The organism is Desulfovibrio sp., assembly GCF_019424165.1.
Taxonomy (GTDB): domain Bacteria; phylum Desulfobacterota; class Desulfovibrionia; order Desulfovibrionales; family Desulfovibrionaceae; genus Desulfovibrio.
In genome coordinates, this window is the sequence record NZ_JAHZAA010000005.1 from 106,800 (window position 1) to 129,994 (window position 23,195).

A 23,195-nucleotide genomic window follows, 5' to 3' on the forward strand; every position below is an offset into this window, starting at 1 on the left:
GATAAGCACGTGCATGATGGCGTTGAGCAGCGCAATGTCAGACCCCACCCGCAATTGCAGGTGGCTTTCCGCCTCTTTGGCGATGCCGGTGCGGCGCGGGTCGGCGACAATAAGGCGGCAGCCCTTGCGCACGGCCTGTTTTACAAGGGTTCCGGCAACGGGATGGGCCTCCGTGATATTGGAACCGATGAGAAAGATCATTTTAGCCTCGCCCATGTGGGCAAAGCTGTTGGTCATAGCTCCTGAACCAAACGATGTGGCCAGACCGGCCACAGTGGGAGCGTGTCAGGTACGCGCGCAGTGATCAATATTATTGGTCTTGAACACCGCGCGAAAGAGTTTTTGCATCTGGTAGTTGTCTTCATTGATGCTGCGGGCACATGCCACGCCTGCCACGGAATCGGGGCCGTGCCTTTCAATGGCGGCGGAAAATTTGGCCGCGATGAGGCTCAGAGCCTCGTCCCAGGAGGCAGACCTGAACGATCCGTCCTGCTGGCGGATAAGCGGCTCGGTGAGCCGGTCTTCACTGTAGATGAAATCATAACCGAAGCGGCCCTTGACGCACAGGCTGCCCTTGTTGGGCAGCGCGTTTTCAGCGCCATTGACCTCAATGATGCGGCCGTTCCTGACAGACAGGTTCAACTGACAGCCCACGCCGCAGTAAGGGCAGGTTGTGCGCACGCTGTCCACCTTGTCCTCGCGGGTGGCGAGGCCGTAGGATTTTTTGGCTGTCAGCGCGCCGGTGGGGCATACCTGCACGCATTCGCCGCAGTGGGTACAGCGCTGGTAATCCACCACCGGCCACCATGCTTCTTTTTCGGCACGGCGGCCGAACTGGGGGGGGATGGCGTCATTCACCTGTATGGCTGAACAGACCGAGGCGCAGCGCCCGCATTGCACACAGCGGCTGAAATCGCGCGTGATCATCGGATGATCGTTATCCAGAGGAAAGTTGCCCGGCTCGGGGAGCAGGTCTTTGACAGGAACGTTGCACTTCATGACCAGAGCCTGAAGGCGGCATGTGCCTTCGGCGGGGCAGGGATGCTCGCGATGGGGCATGGCCCCCGCGGCCTTTTGATAGGGCGGCCAGAGGTCTGCGGGCAGCTTGCGCAGGAAGCAGTCATGGCGGCCCTCGGCCACCAGCATTGAGAGGATGTTTTTACGCGCGGCCAGCACGCGGGGGGATTCGGTTTCAATTATCATGCCGTCTTCAGCGGGCGAAGAACAGGCCGTGAGCAGCCGGTCATGCCCGCGCACTTCTACCGAACAGATGCGGCAGACCTTGCTGTGTCCCGTTTGGGGCAGCCAGCACAGCGTGGGAATGAAGATGCCGAGGGTTTCGGCAACCTCAAGGATGGTCTGTCCGGGCTGAAAAGCAGCCTGCTTTCCGTTGATGGTGACAAACGGCATAAAATCTCCCGTTCCGCTCCGCAGCGGATTGTCGTGCAGCTTGACCCCATATGGGGTTTTGAGTCAAAGGGCGGCGGCCTCTGCCGTTGTTTCGTCTGCTGTGGCAGTTGCGCCAATCGTGCCGGTTGTAACAACTGCGGCAATAAAATCATGCGCGCCCATGACGTGTGCGGTCAATGGCCGTCACGCATGACACTTGTTCAGGTTTGTATGTCCGGACAGTCAGCCGGTCAGGTGGCCGCCATAACAAGCCGCAGGCAACGCAGGCAGCGGGATGATTCGCGCACTGCCTCCCATTCCAGCGGATCTGTTTCCACCTCTGTAAAGCCTTGCAGGCGCTCCCGAACCGGGATGGCATGAATGGGCATGAGCGGCGTGGGATCTTCCAGAGGCATTTTTTCTGCATCCAGCATGTTCATCTGCATGAGCATGTGTTCAAGTTTTTCTTTGGGTGAAGGCCCTTGTGCCGTGCCGTTCAGGTGGGCGGCTATGTGGGCGGCAGCGCGCTTGCCCGCCGCCAGGGCGGCGATAAGCGAGCTTGGCCCGGTTACGCAGTCTCCACCGCCGAAAATACGGGGCAGGGCGCTGACCTCGCCGGTAATTTCGTGAGCATCCAGCGTATTGTATTTGTTCAGGGCGCCGTCTTTGCCCTTGAGAACAACTTCAAGGGCGACCTTCTGGCCGATGGCGTAAACAATTGCATCGCACGGCATTTCAAGCATCGCCCCTTCCACCGGAACAGGCCGTCGTCTGCCGGAAGCGTCGGCCGCGCCCAGTTCCATTTTTTGGCAGACAAGACCGCTGACGCGCCCGTCTTTGCTCTCAATGCGAACCGGCGCAGCCAGAAAAGTAAAGAGCGTGCCTTCCTCTCTGGCTTCAGCCACTTCTACCGGGTCGGCGGGCATTTCTTCTTCGGTGCGGCGGTAGACCACGCGCACCTCCTTGAAGCCATGCCGCAACGCCGTGCGCGCGCAATCCATTGCCACGTTGCCGCCGCCTACAACCACAAGGCGGGTGCCGCTTACGGGCCGTCTGCCCAGCGTGGCTTCATACAGGTAATGAATGCCGCTGAGATAGCCCAAGGGGCAGTTCTCTTCGCCTTCACAGCGCATGCCCGGCGCGTGCGGCGCGCCCGTAGCAATAAAGACGGCTTCAAAGCCTTCATCGTGCAGTTCGTCCAGGGTGATGTCGCGGCCGATTTCAATGCCGTTGCGGATTTCGCCCCCGCCGGAGACGGCTACGCTGACTTCACGCGCCAGCACGGAGGGGGGCAGGCGAAAATCGGGGATGCCGAACTTTGCCATGCCGCCGCAAACTTCATGCCGGTCAAAAATGGTGGGCGCAAGGCCAAGCTGCGCAAGGTAATAGGCGCAGGACAAACCGGCGGGGCCGCCGCCGATGATGGCGACCTTTTGGGCATTTTCCGGCGGGTTTTGCTGCTCTGGCAGCGGATTGCGCTTTGCGTTGTGGTCATGCAGAAAGCGCTTGAGATTGCGTATGGCCACCGGGGCGCCCTTGAGGCCCCGCTTGCAGGCTGTTTCGCAGGGGCGTTCACACACCCGGCCAATGATGCCGGGCATGGGGCAGTTGCGCATAACCCGGTCAAGGCCCTTGCCAAAGCGACGAAAGCGGATTTCTTCAATATAATCCGGCACGTCCACATGCCCGGGACAGGCATTGATGCAGGGCGCGGTGACAAGGCTGGTGTAGGCGCCGCGTGCCGTCTTTCTGGCTTCCAGCAGATGCGGAGCGTGGGCCAGCACGTCCAGCAGGGGCTGTGGCGAGGTCTGGCCGATGTCGCAGCGGGCGCTGTCGTATACCAGGGCTGCCAGTTCCTGCAAGTATTCGCGGTCGTCTGGCCGGGCTTTGCCCCGGCAAAGTGCGTCAAGGCGTTCGGCAATGCGTTTCAGGCCGCTGCGGCAAGGGAAGCACTGCCCGCAGGACTCGGCTGCCGCGGCCTCGTAATAGGCGCGCAGCATGTCGAGCACATCGACAGTCTCGTCGCTGACGACAAGGCCGCCCCAGCCCATAAAAGCCCGCAGGCCTTCGCTGTTTTTTTGTCCTCTCCACGTATCCATTGCAGGCATGGCATGCCTCCCGCGTTCTTTCCGCTCGTTATATGGCTGCCATATGGTAGCGCATTGGCGGGCATATGCAAAGGCGGGCGGTTTGCCCCAAAAATGTCTGCCAGGACATTTTAGCTTTGCGATTATATGTTTTCAATGGGTTCAGAACCGTGAGCATTTGAAATGCCCTGACTGTTTTCATCCGGGCCGCCCGCCGAACCGGCGCAATATTTCAATACATTATGCCTGCGCGATCTGCGTGCCTTCTGCCGCTTGTCTTCTGTCGCGGGCGTTCCCGTATTGCCCGGCGGTCTTTATTTCCGCGTCGCGCAACGTGTCAACGAGGCTGTCTGCGCGGGCCTGGGCAATGGACGGAAGAAATATTTTGTCAATTCAATGTGTTGCAAGAGGCCCAGACATAAAGCGGGGGCCTGCTTCGAAAAAAAGATGCTTCAAGACGCCGGTTCCGGCGCGCAACAGCGCAAACAGACCGTGTTTATACCGTCTGCGTCCGGGGCTGGACGTTGTTTTCACAACCGTTACGCGGCCCGCCAGTGCAAAGCTGCCCTGGCAGGTGTTTTTTATGAGAAAAGACCCGTTCCGGAACAGGCAGACACTTTGGGTGCGGACCTGGAACGAAACGGGCCTTCAACGCTGTTGCGCGAACAAAGGGCGCTTTCAGCAGCTTTTAGAACGAAGGCATGATGCCTTTGCCCACCAGTTCTTTCTCGATGTAGGCCTTGACCTCGGGCGACTGAACGGCCTTCATGAGAGCCTTGGTTTTGGGGCTGTCCTTGTCGGCTTCGCGAACCACAACAATGTTGGCATACGGGGATTCGCTGTCTTCCAGCACAAGGGCATCGCGGGCAGGCACAAGGCCGGCCTCGCCGGCAAAGTTGGTGTTGATGACGGCGGCGGCCACATCTTCCAGGGTGCGGGGCAACTGGGCGGCGTCCAGTTCATGAATCTTGAGATTCAGCGGATTTTCGATGACATCGGCCACAGTGATGAGTGCGCCGGGCTTGACCTTGATGACGCCGTTGGCTTCGAGCAGACGCAGGGCGCGGGCTTCGTTGGTGGGGTCATTGGGCACGGCAATGGCGCTGCCCTTTTTGAGGTCCGACAGTTTTTTTATTTTTTTGGAGTACACACCCAGCGGCTCGATGTGCACTTTGCCGACGGAGGCGAGGCCCAGCTTTTTTTCTTTGTTCATATTGTCAAGGTAGGGTGCATGCTGGAAAAAGTTGGCATAGAGCTGCCCGTTGGACAGGGCCATGTTGGGCTGCACGTAGTCGGTGAATTCCTTGATGACCAGATTGTAGCCGTCCTTGGCGAGCAGGGGCTTGGCCACAAGCATGATGTCCTTGTGCGGGAAGGGGGTGACGCCGACGACGATGTCCTCGGCGGCAAAAGAGGGAGCGGCCATAGCCAGAATCATGACCAGGGACAGAAGCAGGCGTTTCATGATGGCTCCTTGTGTGGGTAAGACTGTGCCGTAGAAGAGGGATAAAAGCCCATTGCGCGCGCAGCGGGCCTTATCGCAGAATTTTGTACAAAAAGTTGCAGATGCCCTGAATAAGCAACACCAGCACACACAGGATGATAACGGAGTAGACCATGATATCAACCTGAAAGCGATTATAGCCGTATTTGACGGCCAGGTCGCCCAGGCCGCCGGCGCCCACGGTTCCCGCCATGGCTGAATAGCCGAGCAGGGTGATGGCGATGACAGCGATGTTGAGCACGATGGACGGCAGGGCTTCGGGAAAAAGTACCCGGAAAATGATCTGGGCATTGCTGGCCCCGAATGACCGGGCTGCCTCGATAACGCCCCTGTCCACCTCAAGAAAGCAGGTTTCGATAAGTCGCGCCACAAAGGGGGCCGCCGCAATGGTAAGAGGCACAATGGCCGCCCCGCTGCCTATGGAGGTTCCCACCACCATGCGCGTAAAGGGTATGATGGCGATCAGCAGAATGATGAACGGGAATGAACGCAGAAGGTTCACCACAAAGTCCACAACCCTGTAGACAGAACGGCAGGGGTTCAGGCCGATGGGGTTGGTCACGATCATCAGGATTGCCAGCATGAAGCCGATAACCAGAGAAAAAAAGGTCGAGATCAGCACCATCTGCACGGTTTCCCAGGTCGCCATGAGAATTTCCGGCATTTTGTCCTGCAGGCGTTCCCACAAGGGGTGCATGTCCTGGGCCAGTTGGGCGAAGGTGCTCAGTTGATCACTCATTGGCGGCATCCGTAGCTTGTTGCGAAGGATATTCCAGTATCTCCCAGTACAGGCGCTGCTCCTTCAGGTAGCGCAGCACGGCGTCAATATTCTGGTCCTGCACGTTGATGATAAGAAAGCCGAAAACATCGTCGAGATAGCGTTCCAGCTTGCCGCCCACAATGGAAAAATCTATGCCCAGCGTTCTGGCCATCTGCGTGATGACGCTCTGCTGCGAAATTTCGCGCGGGAACATGAGGCGTATATTGGTTCCACCGGGGATAAGCGTATACTCGTTTTCCACAATGGCCTGCATATCCTTGGTGGGCGCAAGAAACAGGTCTTCTGTCTTGCCCAGTGCCACGGTTTTGCCGCCATCAAGCAAAAGCAGGCTGTGGCAGAGGCGTTTGACCACCTCCATCTGATGCGTGACCATAATAATGGTCAGGTTCAGCCGCTTGTTGATGTCTTCCAGCAGGTCAAGGATGGAAGATGTGGTTTTGGGATCAAGGGCGGACGTGGCCTCGTCGCAAAGCAGGATGCTGGGGTTCAGGGCCAGGGCGCGGGCAATGCCCACACGCTGTTTCTGGCCGCCGCTCAGGCTTTGCACCCTCTGGCGGGCCTTGTCCGTAAGGCCCACAAGCTCAAGCAGCTCCATAACGCGCTTTTCGCGTTCGGGCCTGTGCCAGAGTTGCAGCGGAAAAGCCACGTTGTCAAAAACGTTTTTGCGGGCCATCAGGTTAAAATTCTGAAAGATCATGCCCATCTTGCTTTGCAGTTGGCGCAGATGGTGGGGGTCGAGCGAGGCGACCTCAACATCCGTAACCCTGACATTGCCGCTATCGTAAGGCTCAAGGCCGTTGAGGCAACGCAGAAGCGTGGACTTTCCTGCCCCGGAATGCCCGACAATACCGAAAATTTCGCCCCGGCGCACATGCATGTTGATGTCCTGCAATACAACATGGCTGCCGAAACTTTTGCGAAGCTGGTTTACCTGAATCATGCGCTTGGTACCTGAGTCTGTTAATATAATCCGGGAAGGATGCGTTATTTGCCGCAAAAAGTAAAGAACGCTCCGGCTGAAAGACACGAAGCGTTGAATGTGGTCAGGCGCAGCCGTATGAAAACATATGTCGTCGAAGGCCGTTTGTTGGGCGGTTATGGTTTGAAGTGGCCGCCCATACAACACGGCGGGCGTGTTTGCACACGCCCGCCGGAGTTTTCGCAATGGTAAAATGCCTAAACGTCAAACAGCATTTCCAGATCTTCGCGGGTGAGGGACTTCCAGGTGTCCTGGCCGGGAATGATGGCCTCGGCCACGCCGCGCTTGGCTTCCTGCAGCTTGAGTATTTTTTCTTCCACCGTGTTCTGGCAGATAAGCTTGTAGGAAAATACCTGTCTTGTCTGCCCGATGCGGTGGGTACGGTCTGTGGCCTGGCTTTCCACGGCGGGGTTCCACCACGGGTCGTAGTGGATGACGTAGTCCGCCGAGGTAAGGTTGAGGCCAGTGCCGCCTGCCTTGAGCGAAATGAGAAAGATGGGAATGTCCGGGCTGTTATTAAAGCGGTCCACCTGGTCAAAGCGGTCTTTGCTGGCGCCGTCAAGATAACAGAAGGGAACCTGAGAAAACTCAAGCCACTGTTTGATGATCTGCAACATCTGCACAAATTGCGAGAACACCAGCACCTTGTGCCCGCCTTCCACGATTTCCATAATCATGTCCTTGAAAGCGTCGAACTTTCCGGAGGGCAGGTTGGTGGTAAAGCCTGGTATATCTATTTTGAGCAGGCGCGGGTGGCAGCAGATCTGGCGCAGCTTGAGCAGGGCGTCCAGAATGGACATCTGGCTTTTGGCAAGGCCTTTCTGGTCCACGTCGGCCAGTACCTGGGCGCGCAGCTTGCGGGCCAGGGCCGCGTACAGTTCTGCCTGCGCCTCTTCGAGGGCGCAGCAGGTGACGCTTTCCACCTTGGGGGGCAGGTCTTTTGCCACTTCGGCCTTGGTGCGCCGCAATATGAAGGGCCGCACGCGGGTGCGCAGGTAATCCAGAGTTTCGGCGTCGCCGTCCTTGATGGGTTTGACGATGCCGCGCTGGAAGGCGTGCTGTGAGCCGAGAAAGCCGGGCATGAGAAACTCGAAGAGCGACCAGAGCTCAAAGAGGTTGTTCTCGATGGGCGTACCCGACAGGCACAGGCGCATGCGGGCATTGATGCGCCGCACGGCCCTGGCCGTTATGGTATTGGGGTTCTTGATGTTCTGGGCTTCGGCCAGAATAACGGTATTGAATTCGTATTTTTCCATCTCCTCCAGGTCTCGCCGTAACAGGGCGTAGGTGGTGATGATAAGGTCCGAATTGGCGATATGCTTGAACATGCCTTCACGGCGCGTGCCGTAGATGGTCAGCCGCTTGAGGCCGGGAACAAATTTTTCCGCTTCGCGCTCCCAGTTGGGCAGTACCGAGGTGGGAACCACAATCAGGTTGGGACCCACATAGTTGGTTTGCACCATGTACTGGATGAAGGCCAGGGTCTGCACCGTTTTGCCCAGGCCCATTTCGTCCGCCAGAATGCCGCCGAAGCCGTATTCCGACAAAAAGTTAAGGTACGAAAGGCCCTGTGCCTGGTAGGCGCGCAGGTTGGCGTTGAGCCCCTTGGGCGGCTCAATGGGGCGAACCTCGCGGAAAGAGCGGATCTTTTCGCGCAGGTTGTTCCAGAAAGAGTCGGTGGCCGCTCCGGGCAGGTCTTCCAGCAGACTGTCCAGCACCGGGGCTTCAAACTGCTTGAATTTCTGCTGCGGCGGCTTTGAAGGGTCAAGGCCAAGGGCTGTGAGCTTGTGGGCGAGCTTTTCAAGCCATGCCTCGGGCAGGCTTGTGTAGGAGCCGTCCTTCAACTGCACATAGCGCTTGCCGCGTGTCCAGGCCTTCCAGATTTTTTCCAGAGGCAGGGACTGGCCTTCGTAGTCAACGGTGATATCCAGCGAAAACCATTTTTCCTTTTCGTTGCTGACCACTTCGGCCGTGATATTGGATGTGGCCGTGCGCACCTTGTAGCGTGAAAGGGCTTTTTCGCCGTAAACACGGTAGTTTTCGACAAGCTTGGGGTAATAGTCCAGCAAAAAGGCAATGGCTTCTTCCGGTTCAAGAAACCACAGCTTGCTTGAACGGGATTGAAAGTCCATACCCGCGAGGTCGGTCATGAGCTGGGCTTCTTCGTCCTGATGCCGGCGCACAAGAAAGGTCTGCCCGTCATAGGTATAGCTGCCGGTCTGAAAGTCGGGGTTGGGGCCGTTGAGCGTGAACTCCCCGTGGCGGGTTTCATAGATGTTGTCGATCTCAAGCGTGAGCAGGCTGCCTTCTTCATCCAGAAAGAGCTTGGGATTGTAAGTGGCAGGCTGGAACACGGGCTCCATCTGCTTGAGGAACTGCTGCGGTTCGTAAAGTTCAGAGGCGGGCAGGCGAGTCCACACACGGTCGAGAAATTCGGATATTTCCTCGTGAGGAACCACAGGGCGCTCATAAATAAGGTTGCGCACAAGCGAAGGGTAAAGGCCCGTCTGCACCGGGTAGAAATTGTGCTGGTAGCAGACCCAGAGCGGCATTTGCCCGTGAAAGGTGATGGGCGCGTCTTCCGGCGCGGTGCTTTCATTCTGGGGGTTGCGGCTTTCAGCCGCGGCCCGGCTGGCGGCACCGGCGCGTATGGGCAGGGGCGGGCGGCCTTCGCGCTTGAGCAGCACTTCAAAACTGAAGCCCGAATCGTCCAGAATGGGCTTGAGCTTGAGGGCAAAAGGCGTGCTTTCGACCCGGCAGGGCATGTCCGTGTCTTTCCAGAGCAGGTAGTATTCCTTGCGCACAGACCAGAAAAACCATGAGGTAAGACCCTGCGGGATTTCTACCCTGTGTCCGTAATAGTCCAGGTGCTGGCCTATCTGGCGCGCCACATACGGCAGTTGCGGCGAGAACTCGCACCAGTCCGGATTATTGATGATCTGTTCCAGCGTCACCTCATTGTGCACGGTGGACAGGCCGGACTTGTTCTGCCGCGCCCGGAAAAAGGACACCAGAAGCCGCCCCTGTTCAGGCTCAAAGCGAAATATGAGGTAGTGGCGGCCCGGTTCCGGCTCCATATCGGTAGAGAAGAAATTGCGGAAGCTCTGCTTCCAGTCGGTGCTGGGCGGCGGGCTTTCTTCAGCGTCGCCCTGTTCCTTTCGCAGTTCTTCAACAAGACGCAGGGCAAGAGCCGCCACATGGCGACAGATGCCGGTGAAGGCGTCAGAGCAGTTGCACTGGTGCCGCGTGCTGTGGTCAGTAATGGTCATGCTCAGGCTGGGCGTATAGACTTGCAGGTCGTCACCCTGTATGACTCCCTGCACGTCCCAGGTCTCGCCTTCCTGGATATTTATTTTTTGCACCTCACCTTCGGACAGGATATAGTACGCGGCGTCACGTATGTACTCCGGTACGCTGTCATGCAGAAAGGTCTGGCACATTTCGCGTACGACACTCTGTTCTGATCGACTCATGCGTTCCTCAAAAAGCCCCTGTCAGGTGTATCGAAAGTTTCAATGACAGGGCGATGTTATGATGTTTGCGATAAATAGCACAGGTTGGGGGGCGAAAGCAATATGAAGCATCAAAATTATGAAAAAAATAAATTTTGAGTGGGTAAACAGTATGTTGGATGTATTTCTTCCAATTCGTGTCCTGCTCTTACTGACTGTTTTTATGGGATTTTTTGGTCCCCATGCCGTCGTGGCCGCCGAGATCGGGTCTGACGCGGCAAGAAAAGAAAATTTTGGAACACCCGTGGACGGAGGCCGCATTCTTTTCGGCAGCATTGGTGAAGCCTCCAATCTTATTCCCTACCTTTCGGCGGATTCCGCTTCGCATGAGGTAGCGGGGCTTATTTATGTGGCGCCCTTGCGCTACGACAAGGATCTTCAGGTAGAGCCCTGGGCCGCAGAAAGCTGGAATATGGAAGACGACGGGCGGCTTATGCGCTTTACCCTGCGCAAGGGCATACTGTGGGAAGACGGCGTTGAGCTGACTGCCGAGGACGTGGCCTATACCTGCAAGGTAGTGGCGGATCCGGCCACGGGAAGCCCCTATGCCGAAGATTTTTCGCGTATCAAGGAATTCCGGGTTATTGACCGTTATACGTTTGAAGTCCGTTACGAGCATTTTTTCGCGCGCTCAGTGTCTTCGTGGATGCAGCCCATACTGCCCCGGCATCTTCTTGAGGGGCAGGATATCCGCAGCAGCCCGCTCACACGCAAGCCGATGGGGGCCGGGCCGTACCGGCTCAAGGCCTGGGAGCCGGGCAGCCGTATTATTCTTGAGGCTTCGCCCACCTACTTTGACGGCAAGCCCCACATCACCGAAGTCGTGTACCGCATTATCCCCGATGGCGCGACCATGTTTATGGAGGCGCGCGCCGGGCGGCTGGATATTATGGATCTTTCCCCCCTGCAATACCTGCGGCAGACCTCCGGCCCCATGTGGGAGCGCGAGTTCAACAGGTTTCGTTACCTTGCCTCGTCCTACGTGTTTCTGGGCTTTAACCTGCAGCATCCGTTTTTTGGGGATGTGCGGGTGCGCAGGGCTATCTCTCAGGCCATTGACCGGGACAGTATCATCCAGGGGGTGCTGCTCGGGCAGGGTATACCGGCCTTCGGGCCTTTCAAGCCCGGGGTATGGGCCTATCATCCGACCCTTAAACCCATGCCGCAAAATGTGGCCGCCGCACGCGCCCTGCTGGCCGAGGCCGGTTTTACCGACAGCGATGGCGACGGCCTGCTGGACAGAAACGGCAAGCCTTTTTCTTTTACCATACTGACCAATCAGGGCAACGATCAGCGTATTCTTACGGCCACGGTCATACAGGCGCAGCTCAGGGCCATCGGCATTGACGTGCATATCCGCACGGTGGAATGGGCGGCCTTTATTCGCGAGTTTGTCAACAAGGGCCGTTTTGACGCCATTATTCTTGGCTGGACCATTCCCCAGGACCCGGATATCTATCAGGTGTGGCATTCATCGCAGGCTGTTGAAGGCGGCCTTAACTTTACCTACTATAAAAATCCCGAAGTGGACAGGCTGCTGGAAGAGGCGCGTTCCATCCCCGACCAGAGCACGCGCGCCCGCCTGTACTATCGCATTCAGGAAGTACTGGATGCGGAACAGCCCTATTGCTTTTTGTATGTTCCCTATGCGCTGCCCGTGGTGCAAAAGCGTTTTCAGGGCGTCAAGCCAGCCCTGGCGGGCCTGATGTACAATTTTGAAAAATGGTGGGTTCCGAAAGAGCTTCAGCGGCACAGCCTGGCGGCGGACTAGAGCTTTTAAGCTTTTTCAAAGGTAAAATGCGCTAACTGCCGTGTGCCGTTCGCTTTTTTTCTGTTTTGAACCGGCTTTGAAGCGGCTGGCTGGCTGTGCCAATCGAGCCAGTCGCGCCAATTGAGCCAATCGCGCAAGGCGTGCAGCGTGTTGCGGCTCTTCGCCCAGACATTTTAGGATGGCCGCGTGGTACCCTTGGCGGGCAGACCGCCTTGCTTCCACATGGGGCATGCGTTTGGGGGTATGCCCGGCTTTCAATGCCGCGCATGAAGCTTTTCACCGTGCCGCCGGCCTGCGGCACGCCCGGGTGACAAAGCGCTGCGCCCGGCGGGCAGGGGCGCAGGAATTCACCGCGGCAAAAATCCCTGGCGCGTCCAGATAAGGGCCGACAACGACCTTTCATCCATTTCCATTAAAAAATACGGCTTGTCACAGGCGAAAAGTGCGGATGCACGGTGGGTACGCAATGCCCGGAGTATCTGCAAACTTTGCCGGTTTTTTTGCGGGCTGCCGCAGGGCTTGCTGCGGAGTCAATAGCATTGACAAGGCCGCGCAACTGATAACATAGTCAGGACATCACAAAGATTTTACGCCCGGACGGGATTTACGCATGATTCGTATACAGGAAATTCTCGACAAGGTGTCGGCGCACAATCCCGACGCAGATCTGGAGCTTATCCAGAAGGCTTATGTTTACGCCGCCACTGCCCATGCAGGGCAAACCCGCCTGTCGGGCGAACCGTATCTTTCCCATCCGTTGGCCGTGGCCGACACCCTGGCCGAAATGGGTTTTGACGAGTCAACGATAGTCGCCGGGCTTTTGCACGACACGGTAGAAGATACCAAGGCCACGCTTGAAGAGCTGGATGAAAACTTCGGCGAGGACGTGGCCGATATTGTTGACGGCGTGACCAAGATCAGCATGATCCCCTTTGAAAACAAAGAGGAAGCCCAGGCAGAGAACATCCGCAAGATGATCCTGGCCATGAGCCATGACATGCGTGTGCTTATGGTCAAGCTGGCCGACCGCCTGCACAACATGCGCACCCTGGATTTTCAGAAAGCCCACAAGCAGAAAGGCATTGCCCAGGAAACAATGGATATATATGCGCCACTGGCAAACCGCCTGGGCCTTTATATCATGAAGCGCAATCTGGAAGACCTGAGTTTCAAGTATCTGCGCCCCGACATTTTCAATCAGATAGACCACTGGCTGGACAAGCATCAGGTAGTGGAGAAGCAGATTATCGCCAAGGTGGTGGACCTGATAAAAGACCTTCTTGCCTCCAACGGCATCGAAGGGCAGGTTTACGGCCGCATCAAGCACAAATACAGCATCTATAAAAAGATGCAGTCCCAGTCCCTGACGCTGGATGAAATGCACGACATCATGGCGTTTCGTGTTCTGGTCAAGGATATCAGAGACTGCTACGCGGCGCTTGGCCTTGTGCATTCGCAATGGAGGCCCGTACACGGGCGTTTTAAAGACTATATCTCCATGCCCAAGACCAACGGCTACCAGAGCCTGCATACCACGGTCATCGGGCCTGAAGGCGAACGCATAGAAATCCAGATACGCACTGAAGACATGCACCGGCAGGCCGAGCACGGCGTGGCCGCCCACTGGCTGTACAAGGAAAAAGGCCGGGTCAACAGCAAGGACCTCGAGCAGTTTGGCTGGCTGCGCGAAATTTTTGAGCGTCAGAGCGAAGAGACGGACTCGCGCGAATTCATGCATTCGCTCAAGCTGGATCTCTTCAAGGACGAGGTCTACGTCTATACCCCGGCGGGCGATGTCAAAGAACTGCCTGAAGGGGCTACCCCTCTGGATTTCGCGTTTATCATCCATACCAAGGTGGGGCAGCACTGCACCGGAGCCAAGATCAACGGTCGGCTCATGCCTTTGAGCACAGAGCTTAAAAACGGCGACATTGTTGAGATTCTTACCGATCCCAGCAGAAAACCCAACCGGGACTGGCTCAAGATCGTCAAAACAGCCAGGGCGCGCAGCCGTATTCAGCGTTACCTGCGCACCGAGGAGCGCACTCACGCGGTAAGCCTTGGGCGCGACATGCTGGAAAAAGAAGGGCGAAAGGTCAGCCTCAACGTCAACAAGGCCATCAAAGAAGGGCATATGGCCCTGGTGGCCCAGGAAATGAACTTCGAGAGTGTGGACGACCTTGTGGCATCGGTGGGCTACGCCCACACAACGCCGCGCAAGGTGCTCAACCGTTTGTACGCCGTGCTGCATCCGGATGCGGTTTCTTCTGCGCCTGAAACGCCCACAGTCAAAGAAAGCAAAGAGGCCGCCAGCCGTAAAACGGAAGGCGTGGGTATTTCCGGTGTGGACGGCGTGCTCATGCGTTTTGCCAAGTGCTGCAATCCGGTTCCCGGTGATCCCATCAGCGGGTAGATCAGCCGTGGCCTTGGCATCAGCGTGCATCGCGCGGACTGCCCCAATGTGGCGAATATGGAGCCGGAACGGCTCATATCCGTGCATTGGGACGGCGCGGAAGAAAAGCCTTACGAAGCCGGTATTTTTATCATTGCCAAAAACGAGCACGGTGTACTGGCCTTGGTGGCCCAGGTGCTCGCCAAAAACAACGTGAACATCACCGGGCTGAATATGGACAACCTTGTGGACGGCCGTGCCAAGCTGCGCTTTACCGTGGAAGTGCGCGATGCCACGCAGCTCTATCAGCTTATCGAAGCCATCCGTTCTCTGTCGCCCATTCTTGAGGTGGTGCGCGATACGGAAGACGCGCAGTAGCATTTTTGGGATACGGGTTTTTATTTATATGTAAACGGCCAACCTGCTGATTTTTTGGGCGCATGGCCTGTTGGGCCGGTGTTGGCAAAAGGCGTTTGCAGTGCGTTGAAAAATATCAGCTCTCAATTGTTATTTAAGACTAACTTTATTTGACTTGTGAAATGGCATGCGTCATTATGCCGCATGCCCGATGCAAATCCCGTCTCCGCCCGTGAAGTGGCCCGCCTGACTATTCCCCAGTTGGGGCTGATGTTCTGCCATATGGTCATGTCCATGACCGATCTGTGGGTGGCAGGGCAGCTGGATGAGGGAGTTCTGGCCGCACTTGGTTTTATCGCGCAGATATACTCCTTGCTCATGCTGCTGACAGCCATTGTGGGCAGCGGCTGCATGGCCATGGTCAGCCAGTCGCTCGGTGCAGGAAAATTTTTGCGCGCGCGCCGCTATTCCGGCCTGATAGTCTGCCTTTCTTTTTCAGCAGGCTCGCTGGTTGCGCTTCTGGCTGCGGGCATTCTTGCCGTCTTGCCGCTGGAGCAGATGGTGCCTGCGCATCTTGTTCCTGTGGCGCGCACGTTCGGTCTGGCGTACGCTGCACAGGTGCCGTTCTTTTACAGTCTGATCATGCTCAACTCCGTGTTCCGCGCACACAAACTGGTCTGGCTGCCCACAACAACACTCTGTTTTGTAGCCGGCATCAACTTTATCGGCAGTGCGGGATTGGGCCTCGGCTGGTGGGGATTGCCGCGTTTGGGGTATGAAGCCGTGGCCTGGACGACGTTTGGCGCGTCTGTTGCGGGCTTTCTCTGCAATGCGGCCCTGGGGGTGCGTACCGGTATATTACGCTCTTCATCCTTTGCGGCGTGGCGGTGGAACCGTCTGGCCATGCCCCGCCTGTGGCGGGTGGGGGCTCCGGCCATGGTGGGCAACGTGGCCGCGCATATGGGCAGCCTGGCTCTTCTGGCCTGTGTATCAAGCCTGCCGCACGGCGCAGTGGACGCTGTGGCGGGCATGACGCTGGGCATGCGCGTTATGGGTTTTGTGCTTTTTCCTGTGGCCGGGCTTGGCATGACCATAACCATTCTTGGCGGGCATCTGATCGGCGCGGGCCTTGGGCGGGCAGGCTATGCCCTTGGTCTGCGTTATGGCCTGCGGGTGGCTTTGGCCCTTGCAGTGGCGGGTGGCCTGCTGTGCCTGCTGCGGCAGCCGGTGACCCTTGCCTTTACCGCCGATTCCGGCGCGGTGAACATGGCAGAGCTATACCTTGTTTTTTCCTGCCTTGTGCTGCCGTTGCAGGGCATGGGGCAGATGCTCAACTCCATCCTGGCCGGGGCCGGAGCCACACGTTTTACCTGCCGCATAAGCTGTATTTCCACCTGGGGTATATCCGTGCCTGTGGCTTATGCACTCGGACACTGGACCAGGCTTGGCGCTGCCGGTATTTTTGCCGGTATGGCCTGCGGCAGCGCGGCCGCCGCGTTGTGGACGCTGCGTGTTTACATGCGAAAAAAATGGCTTGGTTCCACAAAGGCTGTCTGGTAACCTGTAAACCGTCTTTGCCGTTTTAAGGATCTTGCATTTCAGGGAATTGCAGGTCGGGACGCATCAGGTACAGAGGAGTTTGATTACATGGCTCAGGCAGAAAACGATCTTTCTCCTGCTTTGGAAAATTATCTGGCTATAATTTTCAAACAAGAGTTCGCCACCGGGGCGTGCCGCCCGAGCGACATCGCCGAAGCGGCCAAAGTCGCCCGGCCTTCAGTGACCAACGCGCTGCGTACACTTGCCAAGCGGGGTTACATCAGCTACGCGCCATACAGCCTCGTGAACCTGACAGAAAAAGGCCTTGCCGCGGGGCAGCGCCTGGCCCACAGAAATATGGTTTTACAGGATTTTTTTCTGACAGTGCTGCAATTGCCCGAAGAAACCGCCGCCAATGTGGCCTGTATGCTGGAGCACGTCATTCCTGATGATGTGATGCTGCGTTGGCGTCTTTTTATGCTGTACATGCGCCACACCATGCCGCAGTGGGCTGACTGGCAGGAAAGGAGCATTGCCCTGCGCGAGGAACATTCGGCGCAAAAACACCGTTTGCCGGAAGGCGGAGAAGCGCCTCCGGCTATTGTGCATCGCCGTGATTTTGTGGAAGAAGGCTAGGGACTGTTTCTAAATGATTCTTTTGTCCAACTGGCTGCGTCAAAAGGCCACTCTTTACTCCAGTCATGTACTGTAAGAGTACACTCCTTTCGTAAAAAAAGCCTTTTTCCTTGCCCTTGGCGCAAAATCATCTATTTAGAAACAGCCCCTGGATGTAGTGTTTCCACAGGTTGTTCACCCTCGCGCCATTTTTGAAGCCGAATCCTTGGCGCCAATCACTGTAGGGCAGCTTTGCCAACCGTTAAGCAGGTATTTGAAGCATTGATTGCTCTACATCCAGAGCATTTGCCCCGATGCCGGTTTTTGCCAGGGTTGCGTAAAGTCCGTTTTGCCGCAGCCCGGCGACAGGGCGGCTTTTGAAAAACAACCCTGGGCCTTCCGTTGTTCAACCCGGAACCGACGACCGTGCGCGTCGGCTCCGGGCATTTTTTATAACAGTCAAGGCTTATCGCAACTTGTATTCGACAGGCACGCGCACGCTGAAAGCGGCTCCGCGTACGCCTGTATCCAGCCCTGCCAGTTTTTCTCCCAGTTCTCTGGTGGCGCTGTCAAGAGATGCCTGACCACTGCTTTTATGCAGGCTGCTGACAGTGACGCGTCCCTGAGCGTCCACACTGACCTGTAGTATGGCCAGGCCTTCGGCTCCGATGCGTCGCGCCTGCTTGGGATAGTTCTTGTACCTTTCCACGGCATTGACAATCTTGCTCAGGGCCATGTTACGCGCAGTAGCGGGAACATCCGTACTGCCGCCGACAACACCGCCCACAACGCCTCCGGGTACTCCTCCTGCAACACCACCGGGTACGCCGCCCAGCACGCCGCCTTCTATGCCGCCGTCACGGCTGCCATCGGGATGCCCCGCCTGATTGCGCGGCCCCGGCTTGGCATCAGGCGCGGGTTGAGCCTGCCTGCTTTCGCGTTTTTGCACGGGCGGTTTACGTGGAGCGGGTTTTTCCGCAACAGGAGGCTGGGGTTTGACCACGGGATTTTCCAGCACGGGTTTCGGCGGTTCCGGGCGCGTTTCGGCCACAGGAGGAACCGGCACGGTAAATGTGGATTCCTCGGCCAGAAGGAGTTTTTCCTTTTTGGGTACGGGCCGTTCATGACGTATCTGCATGTCGGCAAAGCGCATGGACATGGCAATGGGACCGGCAGCGGCCGCCGGGAGCGCCATGCTCGGCGGCCGGACAGATGCCAGCAGCAGCGCCACGGTCACAAACATGCAGGACATGAGGCTTACGGCATAGTTACGGCTGCGCCTTTGCGCGGCCGTGTCACAATGCCTCGCCCGACGCAGATGACTGGGTGCTGATAACAAAGCGTCCCCCCCTCTTGGTCTTGGCCTGATCCACCACGTTGACAAAGGCGTCAAACGGGGCCTTTTCGTCCACGTGCAGATTCAGCAGTGCGCCGGGCATGGTGTCCAGCACCGCGGGCAGGTCATCTTTGCTGATTTCCTTGCCTTCATGGTGCATGGTGCCGTCTTTCTTGATGGAAATAACAAGCTCCCGGCCATGCTCTGCGTCCGGCACGCCTTCTTCGGCTTTGGGCAGGACGATGTCCAGCACAGGTTTGCTGAATGAGGCGGTAAGAATGAAAAAAACCAGCAGCATGAAAACCACATCGATGAGTGGCGTGAGGTCAATGGTGGCCTCTTCGTCCAGATCAAACATGGCTCCTCCTTACGCGGGTTCTTTTTCCGCTTTGGCCGGGCATGTTCCGGCCTGGTCCGGCCTGGCGTGATTCGAGGCCGCTGCGGCTCCAAAGGCAGGCCGGGCCGCGCCCTGGCAAAGTTCAAGCGCCCGGTAACTGTGTTCAACAGCTTCTATATGAAAGCCTTTGAACTTGAGCAGCAGAAAATAATAGAAAATCAACATGGGAATGGCCACGCACAGCCCCATGACTGTGGTTATGAGTGCTTCCCATATGCCGCCTGCCAGTTGGGTGGGATCGGGCGCGGCTTTGGCCGCAATGGTCCGGAATACGCCCACCATCCCCAGAACAGTGCCAAGCAGGCCCAGAAGCGGAGCAATCATGGCAATAAGGCGCAGCCAGCAGAGGCTTTTGGTGACCTGCTCGAAGTTGCGGTGAAACAGATAGGCCACCTCCGCGCGGATATCCTGTGAATGGCCGCTATGGGTCTTGACCACGTCACGGATGATGGCGATCAGGGGATTGTCGCTGCTGTTATTGCGCAGGCAGCGGCTTTCGCCCGTGTTTTCCAGATCAAGAAAACCGTGCTGGAAGTTTTTCCAGACAAGGGAAAGGTAGAAGAAGGTGCGCAGGGCAATGTACAGCCCCGCGCAACCCACAACTACAAGCGCGCAGCCCGAAGGGCCGATGGCTGAATAGATTGAGGCCAGGGCCACGGTATGTTTCCTTACCTTATATGTTTTCCTGAACAGGTGCTGCGCACTGCTTGTCGCAGAGGGTGCGGACAAAGGCTGTGAATGCTTCACGAGCCATGCGGCAGTCCTCGGCATCAGGATGCTTGGCGGCTTCTTCAAGCCGCGCGCGCCGTTCCTCGGTCATGGGGTGCGCGTCTCCGGCCATTTTCTGCATCATGGCCACAATGGCGGGGTCCACACGCCCCTGGCAGAGAAATGTTCCCAGCACCCGATTGCCCCGCTCGGGATCATCAAGCAGAGCCTCGCCCTGAACTTTGCACTGGGCGGCGTGATCGGAATGGGGCCAGGCGCCCAGCGTGCCGAACAGGGCCACATTGCAGCCCGATATGCGCTCCATGTATTTTTGGGCTCCGGCATCGGGCATGCCCTTGTCTACCCAGTAACCCACGGCAACGAGGTCAAAACCCTTGGGATCGGGAGCCTCTTCCACCGGATGCAGGCTGCACCCGGGCAGGGCTTCGGCCACAGCTTCGGCCACTTTGCGGGTATTTCCGGTACGGGAGGAGTAAACGACGAGGCTTTTCATTAAATATTCTCCTTGCCGAAGGCTTCACGCAGGGCGAAAAAGCCATCGCGAGCTTCAGGAATAAGTTTTTTGTTTTCACGGCCCACATAGACGGAAAACAGAACCGCGCCCGCCGCGTCAAAGAACTGCACACTGTGGCTCTCCAGACCCATAAAGGGCAGGGAGAGAAAACAGATATGCGCCACTTCTTCGCTGCAGATATGCCCGCCCAGCGGCTGTCCGGACACGAGGTTGAAATAGCCGCCGCCGTGCTTGCCGGAGGGGATGCAGCCCTTGATTTCAATAACGCTGCGCCCATGACGCATAATAAAGGTTGCGCCGGGCCAGCGGGTAAGCCCGTCCCATACGGCGTCAAAATCCGTTTCACGGGTAAAGGCTCGCATGGTCGGCGGCAGAGCCTCGGCCGCGCGCAGTTCGCTTACCGAGCATTGGCGGGCGATGGTGTCGAGCATTACCATCTTTTTTTCAGCAAGCATTTTTTCCACTTGCTGGCACAGGCTTTCAGTCTGACAGGGGGTAGCGGGGCAGGTGGTCATGGCAATTCTCCTTTATGCCGCGGACGTGGCGGCGTTGCGGGTGTCGGCTTCTTCCGGCAGCGTGTCTTCATCGGCCTTGGTCAGGGGCAGACGAAGAGCATGGCGGCCCATAAGGGCAAGAAGCTCCAGGTCGTGAGTAATAAGAAGTATGCAGCGGCCCTCTTTGGTCTGCTCCTCAAGGGCCTGGGCAAGGCGGGTCATGTTCAGGCCGTCCAGGCCGCTTGTAGGCTCGTCCAGGATGAGCAGACCGGGCTTTTTCGCCAGGGCGCAGGCAATGACAAGCCGCTGTTTTTCGCCGCCCGACAATGACTGGGGGTGGCGCAGGGCCAGATCTTCCAGACCGAATGCGGTCAAAAGGGCCATGGCCTCGCCCTTGTCGCGGCAACCGGCCAGTTCCAGGCAGGTGCGCACTTCAGCCAGGGCGGTGCGCATATGCAACTGGTGGTCGGCATTCTGCAGGACAATGCCTGTGCGGGACAGACGCTCGGCATTGGTCAGGAGCTGGCCCGACAGGCGTATTTCCCCTGCCTGGGGCCGGTTCAGCCCGGCCAGCACCCGCGCCAGGGTGGTTTTACCCGTGCCGTTGGGGCCGATCAGGGCAGTGAAGCCGGCGGGCAGGCTCATGCGGGCGTTTTCATACAACGGTTGCTGGTCCTTGTGGGCGTAGGTCAGGCCATGTACGTCCACAAGCTTTTCGCCTGCTTCGGAAGAAGAAGGCAGCAAGGGACGGGCATCAGGCACGCAGGCCTGGCGTAAACCGTAGCGGGCGCGCAGTTCGGCATCCTGAAGGATGGAAAAGTCGCCTTCTTCCTGGATGCGGCCATCCTGCATGATCACGACCCTGTCGGCCACGTCGGCCAGCCAGTACAGACGGTGGTCCACCACCAGGATGGCCATGCCTTTCTGCTTGAGCTCATTGAGGCGCAGGGCCAGCTCCGCCGTGGATTCCGGATCAAGGTTGGCTGTCGGCTCATCCAGGATGAGCGCCTGCGGATGCTGTGTCCATAAAACGGCAAGCCCCACCTTCTGCTTCTGGCCTTCGGAAAGCTCGTGGATGGAAGACCCCAGCAGGGGCTCCAGCCCGAAGTGGCGCACTGCGCCGTTGACGGCTTCGTGCATCTGCGGCACGGCAATACCTTGCCATTCGAGGGCAAAGGACAGTTCGTCCTCCACGTTGAGAGCAAAAAACTGCTGTTCCGGATCCTGAAAAAGGGTGCCGGCCTGACGCGCCAGCCGGGGCAGTCCCTGTTCTGTCGTAGGTACGCCGTTGACCAGAACGCGGCCTTCGAGCTTGCCTTCAAAATGCAGAGGGCACAGGCCGTTTGCCAGACGGATGAGGGTGGATTTTCCACAGCCGCTGGCTCCGGTGCAAAGCACCAGCTCGCCCGGTTTGACCTGCAAGGAGATATCGCGCACTGCGGGCCGCTGCTGGAATGGATAGGTGTAGGTGACATTGTCAAAACGCAGCATCAGCGCATACCTCCAGTCGGGCCGCCCATGGTGAACTGGCATACACCCGCGCCCACGACGACAAGCACGGCAGCCGCTATGAGCAGGCTGTCACGGCGCGTCCAGGCTTTTTTACGGTAGGGGGTAAGGCTCTCGCCCATGCCGAGTCCCTTGAGTTCCGCCGCAATGCCCAGGTCTTCAGAGGTGCGCAGCGAGCGGAAAAGCAGGGGGGTAAACAAAAGGCGCAAGCTGAGCACGGGGTGACGGGTCAGGGTCCAGGGATTCAGGCGGTACCCGCGCAGCTTGAGGGATTCCGTTACCTGTTTGACGTCGTTTATAAACGTGGGAATAAACCGGATAATGACTGCCGAAGGCAGATAGATGCAAAAAGGCAGGCGCAGGCCGCGCAGGGCATCCAGCAGGTTCTGTACCCGGCTTGAAAGCGCAAGGGGCAGTACCACATGCATCATGGTAAGCATGCGCAGGAAAGGAATGGTCAGTGAGGCATAATCCATGCTGCCCATGAGCCGGGGCGAGATGCGGCCCATAACCCACACACAGCCCAGGGCCATGAGGCACATGACGGTCATAACGGCATAGGCCACAAGCAGGGCCTTGGGGCGGCGCATGAAAAGCGCGTAGCACAGCGATGCCGTCACGAGGACAAGCTGCCCCGCAAGGTTGGAAACGGCCAGCGTACCCACAGAAGCAAGAAGGCTCACCGCAAGTTTTGCCCGCACATCCGCCTCATAAAGCCAGCCTTGCGGCAACGGGGTATTACTGGCGTACAATGCCTGCATGACGCAGCTCCCTTACGGCTCCGACACCGGTAAAAAGACCCATAACAGCGCCAAGGTAGCCAAGAGCCACCACAGGTATGGCAGCCATGAGCATGGCGGGGTTTTCCCGCATGAACAGCCACGAGACACCCAACGAGCAGACGCGGAACATGATGTCGAACACGGCCACGGCCACCAGTGGTCCCCAGGGCCTTGCATAACCGCCTACCAGCAGGGCCGCGGCCTCTGCCGTCAGGGCTGCCGCAAGCATGGCGGGCAGCAGGGTGAGGCTCGCACCGAGCAGCAGCGCGCTTACAAGCATGTTGATAAGCACAAAAAGTACCAGTGTGCCTGGTTTGCGCACCTTGAACAGCATAACTACCAGAAGGGTTGTGAACACGAGATTCTTCAGAAGAAGAGAAACCGGATTCATCCCCCCGCCAGCCAGGGCTATCAGCAGAGTGGATATTTTGGCAGCAGCCGAAAACACCCCGATGACCACCAGTTCGTGCGCGCTCCAATAGCGCTTGACCGTGGATTTCATATATGT

General features: G+C 57.8%; 17 protein-coding genes and 1 pseudogene. 4 read left to right on the forward strand and 14 right to left on the reverse strand.

Annotated features, from left to right (window positions below; genetic code table 11):
• The 6 genes from QZ377_RS03950 to QZ377_RS03975 all read right to left on the reverse strand — a co-directional run.
• A partial coding sequence (locus QZ377_RS03950) for a molybdopterin-dependent oxidoreductase (RefSeq protein WP_291439712.1) occupies window positions 1-1,410 on the reverse strand: 1,410 nt, incomplete at its 3' end.
• A gap of 230 nt (window positions 1,411-1,640) precedes the next feature.
• Window positions 1,641-3,497, reverse strand: a complete 1,857-nt coding sequence (locus tag QZ377_RS03955; protein WP_291439713.1) for an FAD-dependent oxidoreductase — start codon at window positions 3,495-3,497, stop codon at window positions 1,641-1,643.
• A gap of 667 nt (window positions 3,498-4,164) precedes the next feature.
• Complete coding sequence (locus tag QZ377_RS03960; protein WP_291439714.1) at window positions 4,165-4,941, reverse strand: MetQ/NlpA family ABC transporter substrate-binding protein; 777 nt, start codon at window positions 4,939-4,941, stop codon at window positions 4,165-4,167.
• A 70-nt stretch (window positions 4,942-5,011) separates the two neighbouring features.
• Entirely contained in the window at window positions 5,012-5,719 is a 708-nt protein-coding gene (locus QZ377_RS03965; protein WP_291439716.1) for a methionine ABC transporter permease, read from the reverse strand.
• The gene (locus QZ377_RS03970; protein WP_291439717.1) at window positions 5,712-6,701 is read right to left on the reverse strand and encodes a methionine ABC transporter ATP-binding protein; all 990 of its coding nucleotides are present in this window, start codon (window positions 6,699-6,701) and stop codon (window positions 5,712-5,714) included. Before QZ377_RS03970 ends, QZ377_RS03965 begins: the two co-directional genes overlap by 8 nt.
• Before the next feature lie 236 nt (window positions 6,702-6,937).
• The gene (locus tag QZ377_RS03975) at window positions 6,938-10,213 is read right to left on the reverse strand and encodes a DEAD/DEAH box helicase (RefSeq protein WP_291439718.1); all 3,276 of its coding nucleotides are present in this window, start codon (window positions 10,211-10,213) and stop codon (window positions 6,938-6,940) included.
• Window positions 10,214-10,331: 118 nt separating this feature from the next.
• Between QZ377_RS03975 and QZ377_RS03980 the strand changes: the two genes are divergently transcribed.
• The 4 genes and pseudogenes from QZ377_RS03980 to QZ377_RS03995 all read left to right on the forward strand — a co-directional run bounded on the left by QZ377_RS03980 (window position 10,332) and on the right by QZ377_RS03995 (window position 16,947).
• A complete protein-coding gene (locus QZ377_RS03980) occupies window positions 10,332-12,023 on the forward strand; it encodes a peptide-binding protein (protein WP_291439719.1) in 1,692 nt (563 codons plus the stop codon).
• A gap of 610 nt (window positions 12,024-12,633) precedes the next feature.
• Window positions 12,634-14,793 (forward strand): annotated as a pseudogene (locus QZ377_RS03985) (bifunctional (p)ppGpp synthetase/guanosine-3',5'-bis(diphosphate) 3'-pyrophosphohydrolase).
• A gap of 183 nt (window positions 14,794-14,976) precedes the next feature.
• The gene (locus QZ377_RS03990; protein WP_291439721.1) at window positions 14,977-16,332 is read left to right on the forward strand and encodes an MATE family efflux transporter; all 1,356 of its coding nucleotides are present in this window, start codon (window positions 14,977-14,979) and stop codon (window positions 16,330-16,332) included.
• An 87-nt stretch (window positions 16,333-16,419) separates the two neighbouring features.
• On the forward strand, window positions 16,420-16,947 hold the full coding sequence (locus tag QZ377_RS03995) for a metal-dependent transcriptional regulator (protein ID WP_291439723.1): 528 nt from the start codon (window positions 16,420-16,422) through the stop codon (window positions 16,945-16,947).
• 445 nt (window positions 16,948-17,392) lie between these two features.
• On the opposite strand, the gene QZ377_RS04000 is transcribed toward QZ377_RS03995, so the two are convergent.
• The 8 genes from QZ377_RS04000 to QZ377_RS04035 are packed head-to-tail and all read right to left on the reverse strand — an operon-like array spanning window position 17,393 to window position 23,189.
• Complete coding sequence (locus tag QZ377_RS04000; protein ID WP_291439725.1) at window positions 17,393-18,178, reverse strand: TonB family protein; 786 nt, start codon at window positions 18,176-18,178, stop codon at window positions 17,393-17,395.
• A 43-nt stretch (window positions 18,179-18,221) separates the two neighbouring features.
• Complete coding sequence (locus tag QZ377_RS04005; protein ID WP_291439728.1) at window positions 18,222-18,620, reverse strand: biopolymer transporter ExbD; 399 nt, start codon at window positions 18,618-18,620, stop codon at window positions 18,222-18,224.
• 9 nt (window positions 18,621-18,629) lie between these two features.
• Entirely contained in the window at window positions 18,630-19,316 is a 687-nt protein-coding gene (locus QZ377_RS04010) for a MotA/TolQ/ExbB proton channel family protein (protein WP_291439729.1), read from the reverse strand.
• A gap of 16 nt (window positions 19,317-19,332) precedes the next feature.
• Window positions 19,333-19,881 (reverse strand): flavodoxin family protein, encoded by a 549-nt coding sequence (locus tag QZ377_RS04015; RefSeq protein WP_291439731.1) that lies wholly within the window; start codon window positions 19,879-19,881, stop codon window positions 19,333-19,335.
• Entirely contained in the window at window positions 19,881-20,417 is a 537-nt protein-coding gene (hutX, locus tag QZ377_RS04020; RefSeq protein WP_291439734.1) for a heme utilization cystosolic carrier protein HutX, read from the reverse strand. Before hutX ends, QZ377_RS04015 begins: the two co-directional genes overlap by 1 nt.
• Before the next feature lie 12 nt (window positions 20,418-20,429).
• Window positions 20,430-21,887 (reverse strand): ABC transporter ATP-binding protein, encoded by a 1,458-nt coding sequence (locus QZ377_RS04025; RefSeq protein ID WP_291439736.1) that lies wholly within the window; start codon window positions 21,885-21,887, stop codon window positions 20,430-20,432.
• Window positions 21,887-22,666, reverse strand: a complete 780-nt coding sequence (locus QZ377_RS04030; protein ID WP_291439738.1) for an energy-coupling factor transporter transmembrane component T — start codon at window positions 22,664-22,666, stop codon at window positions 21,887-21,889. Before QZ377_RS04030 ends, QZ377_RS04025 begins: the two co-directional genes overlap by 1 nt.
• Entirely contained in the window at window positions 22,644-23,189 is a 546-nt protein-coding gene (locus QZ377_RS04035; protein ID WP_291439741.1) for a hypothetical protein, read from the reverse strand. Before QZ377_RS04035 ends, QZ377_RS04030 begins: the two co-directional genes overlap by 23 nt.
• Window positions 23,190-23,195: the final 6 nt, after the last annotated feature.